At 67.6% G+C, this 16,619-nt stretch carries 18 protein-coding genes; 14 read left to right on the top strand and 4 right to left on the bottom strand.

Annotated elements, in window-relative coordinates; genetic code table 11:
- Positions 1-7: 7 nt before the first annotated feature.
- The 10 genes from frr to VYI76_RS08120 all read left to right on the top strand — a co-directional run bounded on the left by frr (position 8) and on the right by VYI76_RS08120 (position 9,270).
- Positions 8-565, top strand: a complete 558-nt coding sequence (gene frr, locus VYI76_RS08165; protein WP_326524267.1) for a ribosome recycling factor — start codon at positions 8-10, stop codon at positions 563-565.
- Positions 566-686: 121 nt separating this feature from the next.
- Positions 687-1,361, top strand: coding sequence for a polyprenyl diphosphate synthase (gene uppS / locus VYI76_RS08160; protein WP_326524266.1), 675 nt, complete (start codon positions 687-689; stop codon positions 1,359-1,361).
- Positions 1,358-2,125 carry a phosphatidate cytidylyltransferase gene (locus VYI76_RS08155; protein ID WP_326524265.1) on the top strand — a complete coding sequence of 256 codons (768 nt, stop codon included), beginning with the start codon at positions 1,358-1,360 and terminating at the stop codon, positions 2,123-2,125. Before uppS ends, VYI76_RS08155 begins: the two co-directional genes overlap by 4 nt.
- On the top strand, positions 2,122-3,291 hold the full coding sequence (locus VYI76_RS08150; protein WP_326524264.1) for a 1-deoxy-D-xylulose-5-phosphate reductoisomerase: 1,170 nt from the start codon (positions 2,122-2,124) through the stop codon (positions 3,289-3,291). The genes VYI76_RS08155 and VYI76_RS08150 overlap by 4 nt, the downstream gene beginning before the upstream one ends.
- A gap of 11 nt (positions 3,292-3,302) precedes the next feature.
- Complete coding sequence (locus VYI76_RS08145; protein ID WP_326524263.1) at positions 3,303-4,436, top strand: M50 family metallopeptidase; 1,134 nt, start codon at positions 3,303-3,305, stop codon at positions 4,434-4,436.
- Positions 4,437-4,573: 137 nt separating this feature from the next.
- Complete coding sequence (bamA, locus tag VYI76_RS08140; protein WP_326525063.1) at positions 4,574-7,300, top strand: outer membrane protein assembly factor BamA; 2,727 nt, start codon at positions 4,574-4,576, stop codon at positions 7,298-7,300.
- Entirely contained in the window at positions 7,300-7,956 is a 657-nt protein-coding gene (locus VYI76_RS08135) for an OmpH family outer membrane protein (protein WP_326524262.1), read from the top strand. Before bamA ends, VYI76_RS08135 begins: the two co-directional genes overlap by 1 nt.
- Positions 7,953-8,435, top strand: coding sequence for a 3-hydroxyacyl-ACP dehydratase FabZ (gene fabZ, locus VYI76_RS08130; protein WP_326524261.1), 483 nt, complete (start codon positions 7,953-7,955; stop codon positions 8,433-8,435). Before VYI76_RS08135 ends, fabZ begins: the two co-directional genes overlap by 4 nt.
- A gap of 202 nt (positions 8,436-8,637) precedes the next feature.
- On the top strand, positions 8,638-8,868 hold the full coding sequence (gene rpmE, locus VYI76_RS08125) for a 50S ribosomal protein L31 (RefSeq protein ID WP_326524260.1): 231 nt from the start codon (positions 8,638-8,640) through the stop codon (positions 8,866-8,868).
- 69 nt (positions 8,869-8,937) lie between these two features.
- Positions 8,938-9,270: a PilZ domain-containing protein gene (locus VYI76_RS08120; protein WP_326524259.1), complete on the top strand. Its 333-nt coding sequence runs from the start codon at positions 8,938-8,940 to the stop codon at positions 9,268-9,270.
- A gap of 6 nt (positions 9,271-9,276) precedes the next feature.
- Here VYI76_RS08120 and VYI76_RS08115 read toward each other — a convergent pair whose 3' ends face one another.
- From VYI76_RS08115 to VYI76_RS08105, 3 genes are read right to left on the bottom strand one after another with little or no spacing between them, the layout of a single operon-like run.
- Positions 9,277-9,459, bottom strand: coding sequence for a hypothetical protein (locus VYI76_RS08115; RefSeq protein ID WP_326524258.1), 183 nt, complete (start codon positions 9,457-9,459; stop codon positions 9,277-9,279).
- 51 nt (positions 9,460-9,510) lie between these two features.
- The gene (gene greB / locus VYI76_RS08110; RefSeq protein WP_326524257.1) at positions 9,511-9,993 is read right to left on the bottom strand and encodes a transcription elongation factor GreB; all 483 of its coding nucleotides are present in this window, start codon (positions 9,991-9,993) and stop codon (positions 9,511-9,513) included.
- A 14-nt stretch (positions 9,994-10,007) separates the two neighbouring features.
- Positions 10,008-12,080 (bottom strand): lytic transglycosylase domain-containing protein, encoded by a 2,073-nt coding sequence (locus VYI76_RS08105; protein WP_443018941.1) that lies wholly within the window; start codon positions 12,078-12,080, stop codon positions 10,008-10,010.
- Positions 12,081-12,150: 70 nt separating this feature from the next.
- On the opposite strand from VYI76_RS08105, the gene dapA reads away from it, so the two are divergent.
- Entirely contained in the window at positions 12,151-13,029 is an 879-nt protein-coding gene (dapA, locus tag VYI76_RS08100) for a 4-hydroxy-tetrahydrodipicolinate synthase (RefSeq protein WP_326525062.1), read from the top strand.
- A gap of 5 nt (positions 13,030-13,034) precedes the next feature.
- On the opposite strand, the gene VYI76_RS08095 is transcribed toward dapA, so the two are convergent.
- On the bottom strand, positions 13,035-13,379 hold the full coding sequence (locus VYI76_RS08095) for a gamma-glutamylcyclotransferase family protein (RefSeq protein WP_326524255.1): 345 nt from the start codon (positions 13,377-13,379) through the stop codon (positions 13,035-13,037).
- Positions 13,380-13,428: 49 nt separating this feature from the next.
- Between VYI76_RS08095 and smpB the strand changes: the two genes are divergently transcribed.
- The 3 genes from smpB (at position 13,429) to VYI76_RS08080 (ending at position 16,587) form a co-directional block, all read left to right on the top strand.
- On the top strand, positions 13,429-13,911 hold the full coding sequence (gene smpB, locus VYI76_RS08090) for an SsrA-binding protein SmpB (RefSeq protein WP_326524254.1): 483 nt from the start codon (positions 13,429-13,431) through the stop codon (positions 13,909-13,911).
- A 7-nt stretch (positions 13,912-13,918) separates the two neighbouring features.
- The gene (locus tag VYI76_RS08085; RefSeq protein WP_326525061.1) at positions 13,919-14,461 is read left to right on the top strand and encodes a DUF2062 domain-containing protein; all 543 of its coding nucleotides are present in this window, start codon (positions 13,919-13,921) and stop codon (positions 14,459-14,461) included.
- Between the two features lie 71 nt (positions 14,462-14,532).
- Entirely contained in the window at positions 14,533-16,587 is a 2,055-nt protein-coding gene (locus VYI76_RS08080) for a M13 family metallopeptidase (protein WP_326524253.1), read from the top strand.
- The last annotated feature ends 32 nt before the right edge of the window (positions 16,588-16,619 follow it).

The raw sequence follows: 16,619 nt of genomic DNA, 5'->3' as shown, positions 1-16,619 counted from the left end.
AAGATTGATGCCAGCCTATGACAAATCCGACCTCGAACGCCGCATGGCCGGCGCGGTCGAATCGCTCAAGAGCGATCTGGTGGGCCTGCGCACCGGTCGCGCCTCGACCAACATGCTCGATCCAGTGACGATCGAGGTTTACGGCGCGCACATGCCGATAAACCAGGTCGCGACGGTGTCGGTGCCCGAGCCGCGGCTGCTCAGCGTGCAGGTGTGGGACAAGTCGAACGTCGGCCCCGTAGACAAGGCGATCCGCTCCGCCGGGCTCGGCCTCAATCCGATCGTCGACGGCACCACGCTGCGCCTGCCGATCCCCGACCTGACGGAGGAACGGCGCAAGGAACTCGCCAAGCTGGCCGGCAAATATGCCGAGGCCGCGCGTGTCGCCGCACGCAACGTCCGCCGCGACGGCATGGACGCGCTGAAGACCGACGAGAAGAAGGGCGTGTTCGGCGAGGACGATCGCAAGCGCCACGAGACCGAGGTCCAGAAGCTGACCGACGCGACCATCACCGACATCGACGCGGCGGCGGCGGCGAAAGAGAAGGAAATTCTCGGTAAGTGATCGGCCTTCGCGTGCCCTCACCCGTTCGGGCTGAGCCTGTCGAAGCCCTGTCCTTTCTTCCTGGCAAGAAAGCGCAGCCCTTCGACAAGCTCAGGGCGAACGGAGGTTTGGGACGGATCGGATGATTCCCCGCCACGTCGCGATCATCATGGACGGCAACGGCCGCTGGGCGAAGCGCCGGCTGCTGCCCCGCGTCGCCGGCCACCGCGCTGGCGTGGAGGCGGTGCGCAAGGTGACGCGTGCCGCACGTGAACAGGGCGTCGAGGCGCTGACGCTCTACGCCTTTTCGTCGGAGAACTGGCGCCGGCCGGAGGAAGAGATCGGCGACCTGATGGGGCTGCTCAAGCACTTCATCGGCGAGCATCTCGACGAACTGGCGGCGGACGGCATCCGCCTGTCGATCATCGGTGACCTGTCGGCCTTTTCCCCCGATATCCGCGCGCTGGTCGAGGGCGCGATCGCGCGCTGCGCTGTGAACACCGGACCACAGCTGGCGATCGCGCTCAACTATGGTTCGCACGACGAGATCCTGCGTGCTGCCAACCGATTGGCGGAGGAAGGCGGGCCGATCGACAAGGTGCGGTTCGAAGCCGCGCTCTACACCGCCGACCTGCCGCCGCTCGACCTCGTCATCCGCACCTCCGGCGAACAGCGGCTGTCGAACTTCCTGCTGTGGCAGGCGGCCTATGCCGAGCTGATCTTCGTCGACACGCTGTGGCCCGACTTCGACGGCGGCGCGCTGGCCGACGCGCTCGCCGAATTCGCCCGGCGCGAGCGGCGGTTCGGGGGGCGATGATGGGCGATCTGGCGAAACGTACCCTGTCGGGCGTCGTGCTGGTCGCGGTAGCGGCGGCGGCGCTGTGGGCGGGCGGCGTCGGCTTTTGGCTGCTCGCGGCGATCGCCGGGCTGCTGATGATGGCCGAATGGGCCGAACTGCACGGCGTCGATGCGAAGACCAAGCGGACCTGCCAGTTCGCCATCTCCGTGCCGCTGGCAATCCTTTGTCCGCTCGCGGCGGGACCGGATGGCTTCGCGCTGGGACTGGTCGCCGGGGCGGGTTTCTTCATCGCGGCCATCACCCGGCGCGGACAGCTCGGCTGGGGCGCGATCTACGTCGGCTTGCCGGTCTTCGCGCTGCTGCTGCTGCGTGAGCAGCCGAACGGCCTGCTGCTGACCTTCTGGGCCCTGGCACTGGTGTGGGCGACGGATATCGGCGCCTATTTCGCCGGTCGCAGCATCGGCGGGCCGAAGATCGCGCCGACGATCAGCCCGAGCAAGACCTGGGCGGGGCTGATCGGCGGCGTCATCGCCGCGACGGCATTCGCCTTCGCCCTCCACGTCTGGGCCGGGCTGCCGTTCCGGCTGGTGCCGTTCACGCCGTTGCTGGCCGTCGTCGCGCAGGCGGGGGATTTCTACGAAAGCTGGCTCAAGCGACGCGCTGGCGTGAAGGATTCGGGCACGCTGTTGCCCGGCCACGGCGGCGTACTCGACCGGCTCGACGGTCTTGTCCCGGTCGCCCCTCTCGCCGCATTGATCGTGCTGGCGCCGACACTCGCATGAAGACCGTCACGATCCTCGGCGCGACCGGATCGGTCGGCACCTCGACGCTCGACCTGATCGAGCGTGCGCCGGAGAATTTCCGTGTCGTCGCGCTGACCGCCAATTGCGACGTGGCCCGGCTCGCCGACGCCGCGCGACGGACGCAGGCCGAACTGGCGGTGGTTGCCGATGAAAGCTGTCTCGCCGACCTGACGGCCGCGCTTGCCGGCACCGACACCCGCGCCGCCGCCGGCGCGCAGGCGGTGTGCGAGGCGGCGGCGTTGGGCGCCGACTGGACAATGGCGGCGATCGTCGGTGGCGCCGGGCTGAAGCCTGTGATGGCGGCGCTGGAACAGGGGCGCACCGTGGCGCTCGCCAACAAGGAATCGCTGGTTTCCGCCGGTGACGTCATGATGTCGGCTGCGGCCGCGCATGGCGCGACCCTTCTGCCGGTCGATTCCGAGCACAACGCGATCTTCCAGTGCCTGGAGGATCGCAACCGCGACGCCGTGCGCCGCGTGATCCTGACCGCCAGCGGGGGGCCGTTCCGCGATCGATCGCTCGACGATATGCGCGCGATCACCCCCGAACAGGCGGTCGCCCATCCCAACTGGTCGATGGGCGCCAAGATTTCCGTCGATTCGGCGACGATGATGAACAAGGGGCTGGAGCTGATCGAGGCGCGCCACCTGTTCGGCCTCGCGCCGGATCAGCTCGACGCTATCGTCCACCGCCAGTCGGTGATCCACAGCCTGGTCGAATATGCCGACGGCTCGCTGCTCGCCCAGCTTGGGCCCGCCGACATGCGGGTGCCGATCGCGCACACGCTCGCCTGGCCGCGGCGGATGGCGACACCGATGGCGCCGCTCGATCTGGCTGCGATCGGCCGGCTCGATTTCGAGGCGGCGGACCCGGTGCGCTTTCCAGCGCTGGCGCTGGCCCGCGCGGCGATGGAGGCGGGCGGGGCGCGTCCCGCGATCCTCAATGCCGCCAACGAGATCGCCGTCGCCGCTTTCCTGGCCCGCCGTATCGGCTTCCTCGAAATTGCCGCAATCGTCGCCGATACGCTCGACACATATGATCCGGGTGCGCCGGACAGCCTTGACGCCGTGCTGGATGTCGACGCGGGCGCGCGACGGATCGCCGGCGAGCGTGTACAGGCGCGGGACCGCAGCGTCCCAAGCTAGGATTGGCGTCAGTGACCGAAGCTCCCGGATTCTACCTCTACATCGTCGCCTTCCTGCTGCTGCTGGGGCCGCTCGTGTTCGTGCACGAGCTGGGGCACTACCTCGCCGGCCGCTGGTTCGGGGTGAAGGCGGAGGAGTTCTCGATCGGTTTCGGCCGCGAGATCTTCGGCTGGACGGACAGGCAGGAAACGCGGTGGAAGGTCGGCTGGCTGCCGCTCGGCGGCTACGTCAAGTTCGCAGGCGACATGAACCCGGCGGGCCAGCCCTCGGCCGAATGGCTGCAACTTCCGGCTTCCGAACGCGCGCGTACCTTCCAGTCCAAGCCGCTCTACCAGCGCGCGATCATCGTCGCGGCGGGGCCGTTCGTGAACCTGGCGCTGGCGGTGCTGATCCTCGCGGGTTTCGCGCTGGCTTATGGTCAGAGCGTCACTCCACCGGTCATCGGCGTGATCGAGGCGAACAGCGCGGCGGCAAAGGCGGGGCTCCAGACGGGGGATCGCATTGTCGAGATCGGCGGCAAGTCGATCGCGCGCTTCGATGATTTGCGCGTCTATGCCGCGATGCGCCCGCAGGAGACCGTGTCGCTCGACATCGAGCGGGCCGGCCAGCCGGTACGCCTGCCACTGACGATCGGGGTGCTGCGCCAGGCCGACCGCTTCGGCAACGAATATCGCGTTGGCCGTATCGGCATCGGTCCGGCCGAGCCGGTCTGGCGGCCGGTCGGCCTGATCGAGGCGCCGCTGGTGGGTATCCGCCGCACCGGCGAAATCATGGGAATGATGGTCGACACGATCGGCCAGATCGTGATGGGCAAGCGTTCGCTCGACGAACTCGGCGGTCCGCTGCGGATCGCGCAGGTATCCGGCGAACAGCTCGCGCTCGGCTGGCCGGAGTTCATTTCACTGCTCGCGCTCATCTCGATTAATCTGGGATTCATCAACCTGTTGCCAGTCCCCATGCTCGACGGAGGGCATCTGATGTTCTACGCGGTCGAGGCGGTGCGCAGGCGCCCGGCGAGTCCGCAGGCGATGGAATGGGCGTTCCGGGGCGGATTGGCCGCGATCCTGGCACTGATGCTGCTGGTGACGATCAACGATCTGGGCGCGTTCGGATTGTGGCGTGGGCTGGCCGGCCTGGTCGGTTGATCCGATCGCCCGGCTTGATCGGCCACGGCGCTTGGGGCAGGGCGGCTGATGCGTTTCTGCGCGTGTAGATTTCTCCGTTTGGGGTGGGACATTTGACTGCTGACAAGCCCTCGACTTCGTTGCGTGCCGCCGTGCTGATGGCAGGGACGATCCTGGCCGGCGTGCCGGCGGTCGCCATGGCCCAAACTGCACAAACGTCCGCACCGGCGCCTGCACCGGCGCCAGCTGCGACGACCACGCCAGCGCCCGCCGTCGCCGCGCCACAGCCCGAACGGCTGATCCGGTCGCTGCGCGTCGAAGGGTCGCAGCGCGTCGAGCCCGACACGATCCTGAGCTACACCCGCCTGCGGATCGGCCAGCCCTACACCAACGAGAGTGTCGACCAGGCGATCAAGGACCTGCTCGCCTCCGAACTGCTCGCCGACGCCTTCATCGAGGGGCTCGACACCGGCGACCTCGTCGTCCGCGTGCGCGAGAACCCGATCATCAACCGCGTGGTGCTGGAGGGCAACAAGCGGCTGAAGAACGACAAGATCGAGAAGGAGATCAAGCTCAAGCCGCGCCAGATCTTCACGCGCACCGCCGTGCGCGCCGACGTGGCGCGCATCGTCGAGCTGTATCGCCGCCAGGGCCGCTTCGGCGCCGTCGTCGAGCCCAAGCAGGTCAGCCTGGACCAGAACCGTGTCGACGTGATCTTCGAGATCCGCGAAGGGCCGAAATCCAAGGTCCGCCAGATCAACATCATCGGCAACGAGGTGTTCAAGGACGGCGAACTGCGCAAGCAGATGGCGACCAAACAGGCCAGCCTGATGACGATGCTGTCGTCGAACACGTCGTACGATCAGGATCGGCTGGCCTATGACCAGCAGAAGCTGCGTCAGTTCTACCTGACGGAGGGCTATGCCGATTTCCGCGTGATCTCCGCCGTCGCCGAGCTGACGCCCGACAAGCGCGATTTCATCATCACCTACGTCGTCGAGGAAGGGCAGCGCTACAAGTTCGGCGACGTCACCGTCGACAGCGACATCCGCGACTTCAACGACACCCAGCTCGCCGCGTCGCTGCCGATGAAGAAGGGCGACTGGTACGATGCCAAGAAGGTCGAGGATTCGATCGATTCGCTGAGCGAGGCGTCGGGCCTGTTCGGCTATGCCTTCGCCGACGTTGACGCCGATTTCGCGCCGGACCGCGAAAATCTGACGATGTCGATCACCTTCAAGATGAAGGAGGCGAACCGCACCTATGTCGAGAAGATCGACATCACCGGCAATACGCAGACGCAGGACAAGGTGATCCGCCGCGAGATGCGACTGGCCGAGGGCGACGCGTTCAACAGCTTCCTCGTCAAGCGATCGACCGACCGCATCAACTCGCTGGGCTATTTCCAGGACAAGTTCGAGGTCGAGCAGAAGCCGGGTTCGGCGCCCGACCGCATCGTGCTGGCGGCGAACGTCGAGGAGAAGGCGACCGGCGAACTGTCGCTGTCGGCCGGTTTCTCCAGCCTCGAACGCTTCATCATCCAGGCGTCGATCCGCCAGCGCAACTTCCGCGGCAAGGGCCAGGATCTGCGCGCCTCGGTCAATTATTCCAGCTATTCGAAATCGATCGAGCTGGGCTTCACCGAGCCCTATTTCCTCGACAAGAACATCGCGCTGGGCGGCACGATCTTCCGGCGGGATTACAACGCGTTCAACTATGTCGGCAACGATCGCCAGACGACCTATTCGCAGGTGTCGACCGGCTTCCAGATCGCCACCGGCATCCCGCTCACCGAATATTGGACGCTGTCGGGCCGCTACAGCCTGACGCAGGACGACGTCGGGCTCGACCAGAACAGCTTCTTCACCAACGGCGCCTGCGATCCGGTGAAGGCCGGTCGCTACCTTTGCGAGGCGATCGGCAACCGGATGACCTCTGCGGTCGGCGTCGGGATCAGCTTCGACAGCCTTAACAGCCGCCTTCGTCCAACGCGCGGCCAGCGCCTGTCGCTGACCGGCGATTTCGCCGGCCTGGGCGGCGAGGTGAAGTATCTGCGCGGCGTCGCCAACGTCGCCAAATACTGGGGGCTGGGCCGCAGCGGCTTCATCTTCTCGATCACCGGCGAAGGCGGCTACATCCACAGCCTGGAGGACAGTCGCGGCCCTGGCATCGACAAGGTGCGCATCACCGACCGCTTCTACCTGGGCGAGCCGCAGTTCCGCGGCTTCGACATCCGCGGCGTCGGCCCGCGCGTCCAGCGTATCCCCTACACCGGCAGCCCGACGACCAGCGATCAGGCGCTCGTCACCGATCGCGACCAGATCATCGACGATGCCCTGGGCGGGCGCGCCTATTATCTGGGCAAGGCCGAGCTGGAGATTCCGCTGGGTGCCGGCGCGCGCGAGATGGGCCTGCGTCCGTCGATCTTCGTCCAGACGGGCGCGCTGTTCGGCATCACCCGCCCGCTGCCAACGATCGGCTTCCCGCAGGCGCGCAACGCCGACGGCAGCCTTCGCGTCAATGCCGACGGATCGCCCACGCTGCTGCCCTTCACCACCTTCGTGAAGGACGACCAGGGGCGCCAGCTCTTCATCGTCAACAACAGCGATTCGACCGTGCTGACCACCACCTGCGCGGTCGGCACCTCGGCGACCAATGGCGGGCCGTGCGTCGGTTCGCAGATCAACACGCCGTTCACCCAGGATAACCCGGCGTTCTTCGAACGCTTCGTCGGCGATTCGGCCAAGCCGCGCCTGTCGGTGGGTATCGGCGTGAACTGGAACTCCCCGTTCGGGCCGCTCCGCATCGACCTTGCCAAGGCGTTGCTCAAGCAGCCCGGCGACGACACCAAGCTACTGACCTTCAACGTAGGGACCCAATTCTGATGAAGACGTTCAAGATGATGATGCTCGCCGCCGCGGCGGCGATCCCCGGCACCGTCGCGCTGGTCGCCCCGGCCGCCGCGCAGGTTTCGGGTATCGCGATCGCCGATCCGAACGGCGCCGTCGCCAACAGCAACGCCTGGAAGGCCGCCGCGGCGCAGATCCAGACCACCTACAAGACCCAGATCGACCAGGCCGAGGCCCGCCGCCAGGCGATCGCCGCCGAACTGCAGCCGCTCTACACCAAGTTCGAGGCGGACCAGCGCGCCAATGTGGCCGAGGCCACGCTGCGCACCCAGGCGACCGCGATCCAGCAGAAGGAAGAGGCCGGCAACCAGGAGATCGGCCGCCTGACCGCCCCGGCACAGCGTGCCCAGGCCTATGCGATCGAGCAGATCCAGAACCAGCTGAACACCGCCGTGCAGGCCGCGGTCACGCGCAAGAACGTGTCGCTGCTGCTGCGCCCGGACGCCGCGATGTTCGCCCAGCCGGCCGTCAACATCACCGCCGACATCACCACCGAGCTGAACCGCCTGGTGCCCAGCGTGCAGACGAACCCGCCCGCCAACTGGCAGCCGGGGCAGCAGCAGGCGGGCGCGGCTCCGGCCGCCACGGCGCCGGCCCCGACCACGCCGGCGCGTCCCAGCACCGGCCGATGAGCGAAGGGGAAGCCCCGGCCCGCGCCGCGCTGGGCCCGCTGGATGTCCGGCGGGTCATGGCGGCGCTGCCGCACCGTTACCCGATGCTGCTGGTCGATCGCGTCGAGGAACTGATCCCCGACGTGTCGATCGCGGCGATCAAGGCGGTGACGATCAACGAGGGCTTCTTCGCAGGTCATTTCCCCGGCCGGCCGATCATGCCGGGCGTGTTGATCGTCGAGGCGCTGGCGCAGGCCGCCGGCGTCCTCGCGGTCGAGAGCCTGGGCCTGGCCGGCACCGGCAAGCTGGTCTATTTCATGTCGATCGACGGCGTGAAGTTCCGCAAGCCGGTGGAGCCGGGCGTATTGTTGCGCCTGGAGGTCGAGTTCGTCCAGAAGCGCGCCCGCGTCTGCAAATTCGCGGGCAAGGCCAGGATCGACGGCGAACTGGCGGCGGAATGCGAATTCACCGCGATGATCGCGGATCCGCCGACGGATTGAGGCGCGTCGGCGAAGCGACGGCGCCGGCGCGCTGAGGCGCGCAATCCGTCACGGCCGGCGGCACATCGTGCCGACCGACGACGCGGCTTCGCCGCGGCGCGACACGTCCGCTCCAACACTTTGACATTTTGAGAAGCGCGCCCTAGACGCGCCCCTTCCTTATTCAGGCTGGTCGGAACCAGCCGCTTTCCAGGGACCGAACATGAAGCCCGATACGCACCCCGACTACCACATGATTACCGTCCAGATGACAGACGGTACGCAGTTCCAGACCCGCTCGACCTGGGGCAAGGAAGGCGACACGATGACGCTGGACATCGATCCGCTGGCGCATCCGGCGTGGACCGGCGGGCGCGGCAACATGCTCGATACCGGTGGTCAGGTCGCGCGCTTCAACAAGCGTTTCGGCGGCCTCACGCTCGGCAAAAAGTAAGTTCGGCCCGGACGGGCAGGGTCAACGCGGCGTTAACCGTCGCGGGCCTAGCATGGCTGCAACATGTCAATGCCCAGCGAGCCCGTCCTGTTCAACGCCGAATATGAGCCTGCCGATACGCTCGGCCGGCGTCGCGCCCCGCGCGCGCCCGTCTCGCTTGATGCGAAGATCGGGCGCGGCGGGCTCGATCGCACCTTGTGCAAGGTCACCGACCTGTCACCGCTCGGCGCGCGGCTCCAGACCTATTCCAGCCTGAAGAAGGGCGCGGTCATCTGGCTGACGCTGCCCGGCGTCGGCCACGTCGCCGCGACCGTGCGCTGGGCCGATGATTTCGAAGCGGGCTGCGAGTTCCAGACTCCGCTCGAACCGGCGGTCTACGAAAGCCTCATCATCACCGTCTGACGTCGGTCAACGGGCAACATCCCCGCCGACCGCGCGGTTGCCCGGCTCGGTGATGCCCGCATCGATATCGTCTTGCCGCCCGGATGGCGCCAAGGCGTCGGGATCGTCGATTGCGGTCGCGACAACGGGGCGGCTCGACGCATCCTCGACCGGCGCGCCATCGTCCGGATCGGTTCGGCGGTCACCCATAACGCATCTCCTTCACCCGACACCAATGGGTGGGGGCAGGGCGGCGTTCCGTCAGGCGGCGGGATATTCGATTCCGATCACCTCATACTCCCGCTCGCCAGCCGGCAGGACAACGCGGCGCAGGTCGCCCACGCCGGCTCCGCGCAGCGCGCGGGCGAGCGGCGCGTTCCAGCCGATCCGTCCGGCGCCGGCATCGGCCTCGTCATCGCCGACCAGGGTAAGCGCGCGCTCGTTGTCGTCCTCGTCGGCGATCGTCACGGTCGCGCCGAACCAGGCGCGGCTGCGATCCTCCTGCCGCGCGGGGTCGACGACCTTGGCCGCCTTCATCCGCTTCGCCAGCCAGCCAAGCCGCCGGTCGATCTCGCGCAGCCGCTTGCGCCCGTAGATATAGTCGCCGTTCTCGGATCGGTCGCCGTTGCCCGCGGCCCAGGCGATGGTATCCACCAGCTTCGGCCGTTCATCGGCGAACAGCGCGTCATATTCGGTGCGCAGGGCGGTATAGCCCGCGGGGGTGATGTAGTTGGGGCGATCCATCGCCCGCACCTCTATCAGCCCGGCGTGTTCTTGCCGAGATACCAGCTCAGGTTCGCCGGCCCGCGCGACCGCGCCTTGTCGGTGTGCATAAGGTCGTAGACCACGGCATTTTCCAGCACGCGCTGGACATAGTTCTTGGTCTCGAAGATCGGGATGTTCTCGATCCAGTCGATCATGTCGACGGCGAGCGTGCGCGGATCGCCGTTGGCGCGGAGCCATTTGTTCACATTGCCCGGCCCGGCGTTGTAGGCGGCCAGCGCAAGGGGGTAGCTGCCGTATTGCGCCAGCATCCGTTCGAAATAATGCGATCCGAGCTGGATGTTGTAATCGGTATTCACCGTCAGCGCCGACATGTCGTAACCCAGCCCCAGCCGCCCGGCGACCTCGCGCGCGGTGCCCGGCATCAACTGCATCAGCCCGCGCGCGCCGGCATGGGACACGGCGGTGCGATCGAACTGGCTTTCCTGCCGCGTGATCGCGTGGATCATCGTGAAGCTGTCGCGGCTCGCCGCCGGCACGCTGACGGTGGGGTAGCCGGTGGCGGTATAGTCGCTCAGGCCGTTCTGCAGCGCGCTCTTGCCGACCAGCACGCCTAGGTCGGGCCGGTTGATCTGCGCGGCGAGTTCGCCGGCCAGCGCGTGATCGACGTCGGTCGTTGCATCCTCGGCGATCTTGCGGATGAAGAAGCCCTGTTCCTGCCGACGGCCCTGCTCGCCCAGCAGGCGCGCCGCGCGCACGATCTCGCGGTTGGCGAAGGCTGCGCGCGAGCCGGGATCGATCCCGGCGGTGTCCAGCGGTGTGGGGCGGCGCAGCGGCAGGCGCATCCGCTCGCTGGCGAGCTGGCCGTAGAACAGATCGCCGAAGCCCGCCGCGCGCTGGTAATAGGTCTGCGCCGCCGTGCGGTCACCGGCCGCTTCCGCCGCGCGCCCGGCCCAGTAGAGCCCCTTCGACTGGGTCGTCGGGGTACGCGATCCGCGCGAATAGCGTTCGAACATGCCGATCGCGTCGCGCGGGCGGGCGAGTTTCTGCATCGCCACGGTCCCCGCCAGCCACGTCAGGCTGGTATAATCGTCGCGCTCGCCCAGCGGGCGCAGCGAAACGTCGGTGCCGGGCAGATAGGCATCGTCCACCTGCCGCGCGATGTCGAACGCCAGGCTGTGCTGCCCGTCGGCACTGGCGGCGCGGGCGTGGGTCAGCATCGCCTCGAACCATTTCTCGGCCGATCCGGGGGGATAGGTGATCGCATGCGGCCGTGCGAGCATCGCCCGCGCGGTGCCGCTCGCGCCATTGTCGCGCAGCCAACTCGCACGATCGGCCAGGAAACCGGCGTCGTTCAGCGCCATGGCCTGTGCCGCGTCGCCCCGCGCCGCCGCATCGGCTGCCTTGGTGCGATAGGCGAGCCGCGCCTCGAAGATCGGGCGCCGCGCCGGGCTGGCATAGGATATGCCGCGCACGGCCGACGTCGTCGCCCCCTGCCACAGCAGCATGTCGAGCCGCGCATCATGATCCTCGACGCCGAGCGCGCCGGGGAACGCCGCCAGTATGCGGCTTTCGTCCTGCGCACGCAGCGATCCCTTGCGCCATGCCAAGCGCGCCTGTTCGGCGGCGCGGCCGGGCTGGCCCGCGCTCGCCAGTGCATCGGCGTAGCGGACATGGCCGGCGGCGGTCAGCGGCGGAAAGCGATCGAAGAAGCGCAGCGCCAGCGCGCTCGATCCGCCGCTGTCGGGCGCGGTCTCGGCCGCGGCACGGCGGCCCGTCTCACCCGGCCAGCCGGGATGGTCTAGCAGGAAGCTCGCATAATCGACGAAGGGCAGGTTGTCCGATTGGCGCAGCCGGTTCCAGCGATCGATCGTCACGGAAAAGGGATCGTTCGGCCGCGCCGACGGGATCGGCTGGACCATCTGTTGCGGCAACAGCTGTTGCGGCTGGAACTGCGGGGGCAGCAATTGCTGGGGCATCGCCTGCGCCACGCGGGCGCCCACCCAGTGCACCGGCGATCCGATCGCCCCGTGCCCGACCCCGGCGGCCACCGCCGCACCCGAAACCCCGACGGCCAGCAGGCCGCCCTTCATTATCCACCCCGGCATGCTGGACATGTTACGCAGTCTCGCTTTATCCGCCACCCGTCATATCGCTCCTGCAAGGCCGTTCGTCGCAATGTTCTCCGGCTCGATCCCCGCGCTTGTCACGCCGTTCCGCAATGGCGGCTTCGATGAACAGGTATACCGCGCCTTCGTTGAATGGCAGATTGACGAGGGATCGACCGGGCTGGTCCCGTGCGGCACGACGGGCGAGAACGCCACGTTGAGCTTCGACGAGCATTTCCAGGTCGTGCGCACCTGCGTGGACGTGGCGAAGGGGCGCGTGCCGGTGATCGCCGGCGCTGGCTCCAACGATACCCGCGTCGCGATCCAGAACATTCGGGCGGCGAAGGAAGCCGGGGCCGATGCAGCACTAATGGTCCCACCCTATTACAACCGCCCCAACCAGGACGGTATCTTCGCCCATTTCGAAGCGATCGTCGCGGCGTGCGACCTGCCGATCATGCTCTACAACGTGCCCGGCCGCACCGTGACCGACATCCAGGCGGCGACGGTGGTACGGCTGGCCAACGCCTTCCCGCAGATCGCCGCGATCAAGGACGCGACCGGCGATCTCGCGCGCGTCTCGGCGCACCGCGACGGGGCGGGATCGGATTTCATCCAGCTTTCGGGCAATGACGATCTCGCGCTCGCCTTCAACGCGATGGGCGGGCGGGGGTGCATCTCGGTCACCGCCAATGTCGCGCCGCGGCTGTGCGCGGAATTCCAGGCGGCGTGCGGGGCGGGCGATTACGCCGCCGCGCTCGATTATCAGGATCTGCTGTTCGATCTGCATACGGCGATGTTCACGGATGCGTCGCCTGGCCCGGTGAAATATGCGCTGAATCGCGTGCGCCCCGATTTCCCGACCGATTTGCGCCTGCCGATGACGCCAGCTTCTGCCGCCAGCCGCGCGACGATCGACGCCGCTCTGGAACGCGCCGGCCTGGTCTGAGGCGATCAGTCGCCGACGTAGACGAAGGCGCGTCGGCCCGACGCCAGCGTCACCTCGACCCGGCGATAGGCATCGGTTTCATAGGCGTCGGCCGCCGGCAGGTCGGTCGCGGTGATCGCCAGAGCCGCGCCGCCGATGTTGTCCGCCGCACGCCCCGTCGCGCGGACGATCAGGTGGGTGGCCGATCCGCTCAGCCCGACCACCGTCTCGTCGACGATCTCGATGGTGTCGAGCCGGTATCCCGGCAGCGTATCGGCTTCCTCGCGCAATCGCCGCCCGAACAGCGCCTGCTGCACCTCCGCCAACCGCAACGTGCCGTAGGAAAACAGCCAGAGTTCGTTGTCCGTCATGCGCGCGCCGCTTCCATTCATCCCGACCCCGGCCTACATCGCACCGCGCATGCCCCGTCCCAAGCCCCCGCAGTTCGAGAAAGTGAAGGTCGTTGCCGAGAACCGGCGCGCGCGCTTCGAATATTTCATCGAGCAGACGTTCGAGGCCGGCATCGCGCTGACCGGCACCGAGGTGAAGAGCCTGCGCTTCGGCGAAGGATCGATCGCGGAAAGCTATGCGGAAATCCGCGACGAGCAGGCGTGGCTGGTCAACGCCAACATTCCCGAATTCTCGCACGGCAACCGTTTCAACCACGAACCCAAGCGCCCCCGTAAATTGCTCCTTCATCAACGCGAGATAAACAAGCTGCACGGTGCGGTCGCCCGCGAGGGCATGACGCTGGTTCCGCTGTCGGTCTATTTCAACGGCCGGGGGCGGGCGAAGGTCGAACTCGCGCTCGCCAAGGGCAAGAAGACCCACGACAAGCGTGAAACGATCAAGGAACGGGACTGGAAGCGTGAACAGGGACGGTTGCTCCGCGATCGAGGCTGATGTGAGCATGTGGAGCCGTCTGCGCGCCTGGGCGCACCGCAACATGCCGACGCGCGAGGACATGGAGCGCAACCGCTACATCCGCCCCGTCGCGCACCGCGTGCTGGCGCCGGCCCTCTGGCGATTCACACGGCGCAGCGTGCCGCGCGGCGTGGCGCTGGGCATGATCACCGGCATCCTGATCCCGCTGGGGCAAATCCCCGCGTCGGCGATCCTCGCGCTCCCGTTGCGCGCGAATATCCCCGCAGCGGCGCTGACGACGTTCCTGACCAATCCGGTGACCACGCCGTTCCTGTGGGCGGCGGCCTATTGGGTCGGGCGCAAGACGCTCAGGCTCGACGCGATCGTGCCGGGATCGCCGATCGCGGAGAAGGTCCACGCCAACATGGGCTGGTTGCAGTGGATGTATGCGGAGGCCGGGCCGGCGCTGATCGTCGGCCTGCTGGTCCTTTCGGTCGTCGGCGCGTTGCTCGGCTATGCTGGCAGCGCGCTCGGCTGGCGGATGTGGATCGCCCGGCGGTGGCGTTCACGACACCAGAAGCGCGGTTGATCGGCACGGCTTTGACGCGCGGCCGGGGCGGGGTAGGAGCACGCATCCTCCCATCCTGACAGAGACCGCCCATGCGCTTCCCGCTTCTCGCCACGACGATCCTTGCCGGATCGATCGCCGCCGGCGCCGTCGTTGCCCAGACGTCCACCACCGCCGCGCCCAAGGCCGCCGCCGCCAAGCCGGCGTCCGGGCCGGAATACGGCCGCTTCGGCCTGGACGAAACGGGCATGGACCGGACGGTCGCGCCCGGCGACGACTTCCATGGCTATGCCAGCGGCGCCTGGCTCGCCCGCACCGAAATCCCGGCCGATCGTTCGTCGTGGAGCCAGTTCAGCGTGCTGTCCGATCGCGCCGACGATCAGGTGCGCGGGCTGATCGAGGTCGAGCAGGCCCGGCCCGGATCGAAGATCGGTGCCGCCTATGCCGCCTTCCTCGATACCGCCGCAATCGACGCCAGCGGACTGGCGCCGATCAAGCCGTGGCTCGACCGGATCAAGGGCGTGACCGACCAGGCGGGCTATGTCGCGCTGCTGGCTGAGGCCGATCGCAACGGCGTGTCGGTGCCGTTCGGGGTCGGCGTCGGTGCGGACCAGAAGGACCCCAACGTTTACACCGTCAGCATGGGGCAGGGCGGCCTCGGCCTGCCGGACCGCGACTATTATCTGAGCGCCGAGCCGCGCATGACGGCGATCAAGACGGCGTATCAGGCGCATATCGCCAAGATGCTGACGCTGGCGGGAGAGGCTGACGCCGATACGCGCGCCAGGGCGATCGTCGATCTGGAGACGGAGATCGCCAAGGTCCACTGGACCCGGATCGAGGGCCGCAACGCCGACAAGACCTATAACCGCATGGCCGTCGCCGATCTGGCGCAGAGCGCGCCGGGTTTCGACTTCGCCGGGTTCCTGAAGGCATCGAAACTGCCGGTCGATAGCGTCGTCGTGCGCCAGCCGAGCGCGATCGCCGGCATGGCCAAGGTGATCGGCGCGGCTCCCATCGGTGTGCTGCGCGACCAACTGATCTTCCGGTCGCTGGGCGGGTTCGCCTCGGTATTGCCGACCGCCTTCGACAAGGAGCGGTTCGCTTTCTACAGCACGACCCTGTCGGGCACGCCCGAGCAGCAGCCGCGCTGGAAGCGCGCGGTGGGCTTCACCCAGGGCGCGCTGACCGATGATCTCGCCAAGCTCTATGTCGCGAAATATTTCCCGCCCGAGACCAAGGCGGCGGCCGACGCGCTGGTGAAGAACGTGCTGGAGGCGATGAAGGCGCGCGTCACCCGGCTCGACTGGATGAAGCCGGAAACCAAGGCGAAGGCGATCGCCAAGCTGAACGCCTTCGATCCGCGCATCGGCTATCCGTCGCAGTGGCGGGATTATGCGAACCTCGAAATCCGCCCCGGCGATGCGTTCGGCAACATGCTCCGCGCCGCGCAGTGGCGGCAGGACTATCAGGTCGCGAAGCTGGGCAAGCCGGTCTACCGCTGGGAATGGGGCATGACCCCGATGACGGTCAACGCCTCGGCCAGCCCGACGATGGTCGCCATCACCTTCCCCGCGGCGATCCTGCAGCCGCCCTATTTCGACCCCAAGGCCGATCCGGCGATCAACTATGGCGGCATCGGCGCGGTGATCGGCCATGAGATCAGCCATCATTTCGACGATCAGGGCGCCAAGTATGACGTCACCGGCAAGCTCGCCGACTGGTGGACGCCGGAAGATGTCGCGGCGTTCAAGGCGCGCACCGACAGGCTGGTCGCCCAGTATGACGGCTATGAACCGTTGCCCGGCGCAAAGATGAAGGGCGCGTTGACGCTCGGCGAGAACACCGCCGACGTCGCCGGGCTGAGCGCAGCCTATGACGCGTACAAGGCGTCGCTGAAGGGCAAGCCCGCGCCGGTGATCGATGGCTTCACCGGCGACCAGCGGTTCTTCCTCGGCTGGGCACAGGTATGGCGCGTCAAGCACCGCGAGGCGGCGCTGCGCAACCAGCTGCTGACGGGCGTGCATTCGCCGGGCCAGCAGCGGACCTGGGTCGTTCGCAACCTCGACGCCTGGTACACGGCGTTCAAGCCGAAACCCGGCCAGAAGCTGTATCTGACGCCGGAGGAGCGCGTCCGCATCTGGTGATGGGGCGCGCGGTTTCGCTTGGCGCTTGACGC

The organism is Sphingomonas sp. (genome assembly GCF_035910975.1).
Lineage (GTDB): Bacteria > Pseudomonadota > Alphaproteobacteria > Sphingomonadales > Sphingomonadaceae > Sphingomonas.
Note: the sequence above shows the minus strand (reverse complement) of the source record. Positions and strands in the feature narration are given on the sequence as shown.

Excerpts from the sequence above, each read along its gene's own strand:
- frr (WP_326524267.1), top strand. The coding sequence starts at position 8 with ATGCCAGCCTATGACAAATCCGACCTCGAACGCCGCATGGCCGGCGCG.
- uppS (WP_326524266.1), top strand. The coding sequence starts at position 687 with ATGATTCCCCGCCACGTCGCGATCATCATGGACGGCAACGGCCGCTGG.
- VYI76_RS08155 (WP_326524265.1), top strand. The coding sequence starts at position 1,358 with ATGATGGGCGATCTGGCGAAACGTACCCTGTCGGGCGTCGTGCTGGTC.
- VYI76_RS08150 (WP_326524264.1), top strand. The coding sequence starts at position 2,122 with ATGAAGACCGTCACGATCCTCGGCGCGACCGGATCGGTCGGCACCTCG.
- bamA (WP_326525063.1), top strand. The coding sequence starts at position 4,574 with ATGGCAGGGACGATCCTGGCCGGCGTGCCGGCGGTCGCCATGGCCCAA.
- VYI76_RS08135 (WP_326524262.1), top strand. The coding sequence starts at position 7,300 with ATGAAGACGTTCAAGATGATGATGCTCGCCGCCGCGGCGGCGATCCCC.
- fabZ (WP_326524261.1), top strand. The coding sequence starts at position 7,953 with ATGAGCGAAGGGGAAGCCCCGGCCCGCGCCGCGCTGGGCCCGCTGGAT.
- rpmE (WP_326524260.1), top strand. The coding sequence starts at position 8,638 with ATGAAGCCCGATACGCACCCCGACTACCACATGATTACCGTCCAGATG.
- VYI76_RS08120 (WP_326524259.1), top strand. The coding sequence starts at position 8,938 with ATGCCCAGCGAGCCCGTCCTGTTCAACGCCGAATATGAGCCTGCCGAT.
- VYI76_RS08115 (WP_326524258.1), bottom strand. The coding sequence starts at position 9,459 with ATGGGTGACCGCCGAACCGATCCGGACGATGGCGCGCCGGTCGAGGAT.
- greB (WP_326524257.1), bottom strand. The coding sequence starts at position 9,993 with ATGGATCGCCCCAACTACATCACCCCCGCGGGCTATACCGCCCTGCGC.
- VYI76_RS08105 (WP_443018941.1), bottom strand. The coding sequence starts at position 12,080 with ATGCCGGGGTGGATAATGAAGGGCGGCCTGCTGGCCGTCGGGGTTTCG.
- dapA (WP_326525062.1), top strand. The coding sequence starts at position 12,151 with ATGTTCTCCGGCTCGATCCCCGCGCTTGTCACGCCGTTCCGCAATGGC.
- VYI76_RS08095 (WP_326524255.1), bottom strand. The coding sequence starts at position 13,379 with ATGACGGACAACGAACTCTGGCTGTTTTCCTACGGCACGTTGCGGTTG.
- smpB (WP_326524254.1), top strand. The coding sequence starts at position 13,429 with ATGCCCCGTCCCAAGCCCCCGCAGTTCGAGAAAGTGAAGGTCGTTGCC.
- VYI76_RS08085 (WP_326525061.1), top strand. The coding sequence starts at position 13,919 with ATGTGGAGCCGTCTGCGCGCCTGGGCGCACCGCAACATGCCGACGCGC.
- VYI76_RS08080 (WP_326524253.1), top strand. The coding sequence starts at position 14,533 with ATGCGCTTCCCGCTTCTCGCCACGACGATCCTTGCCGGATCGATCGCC.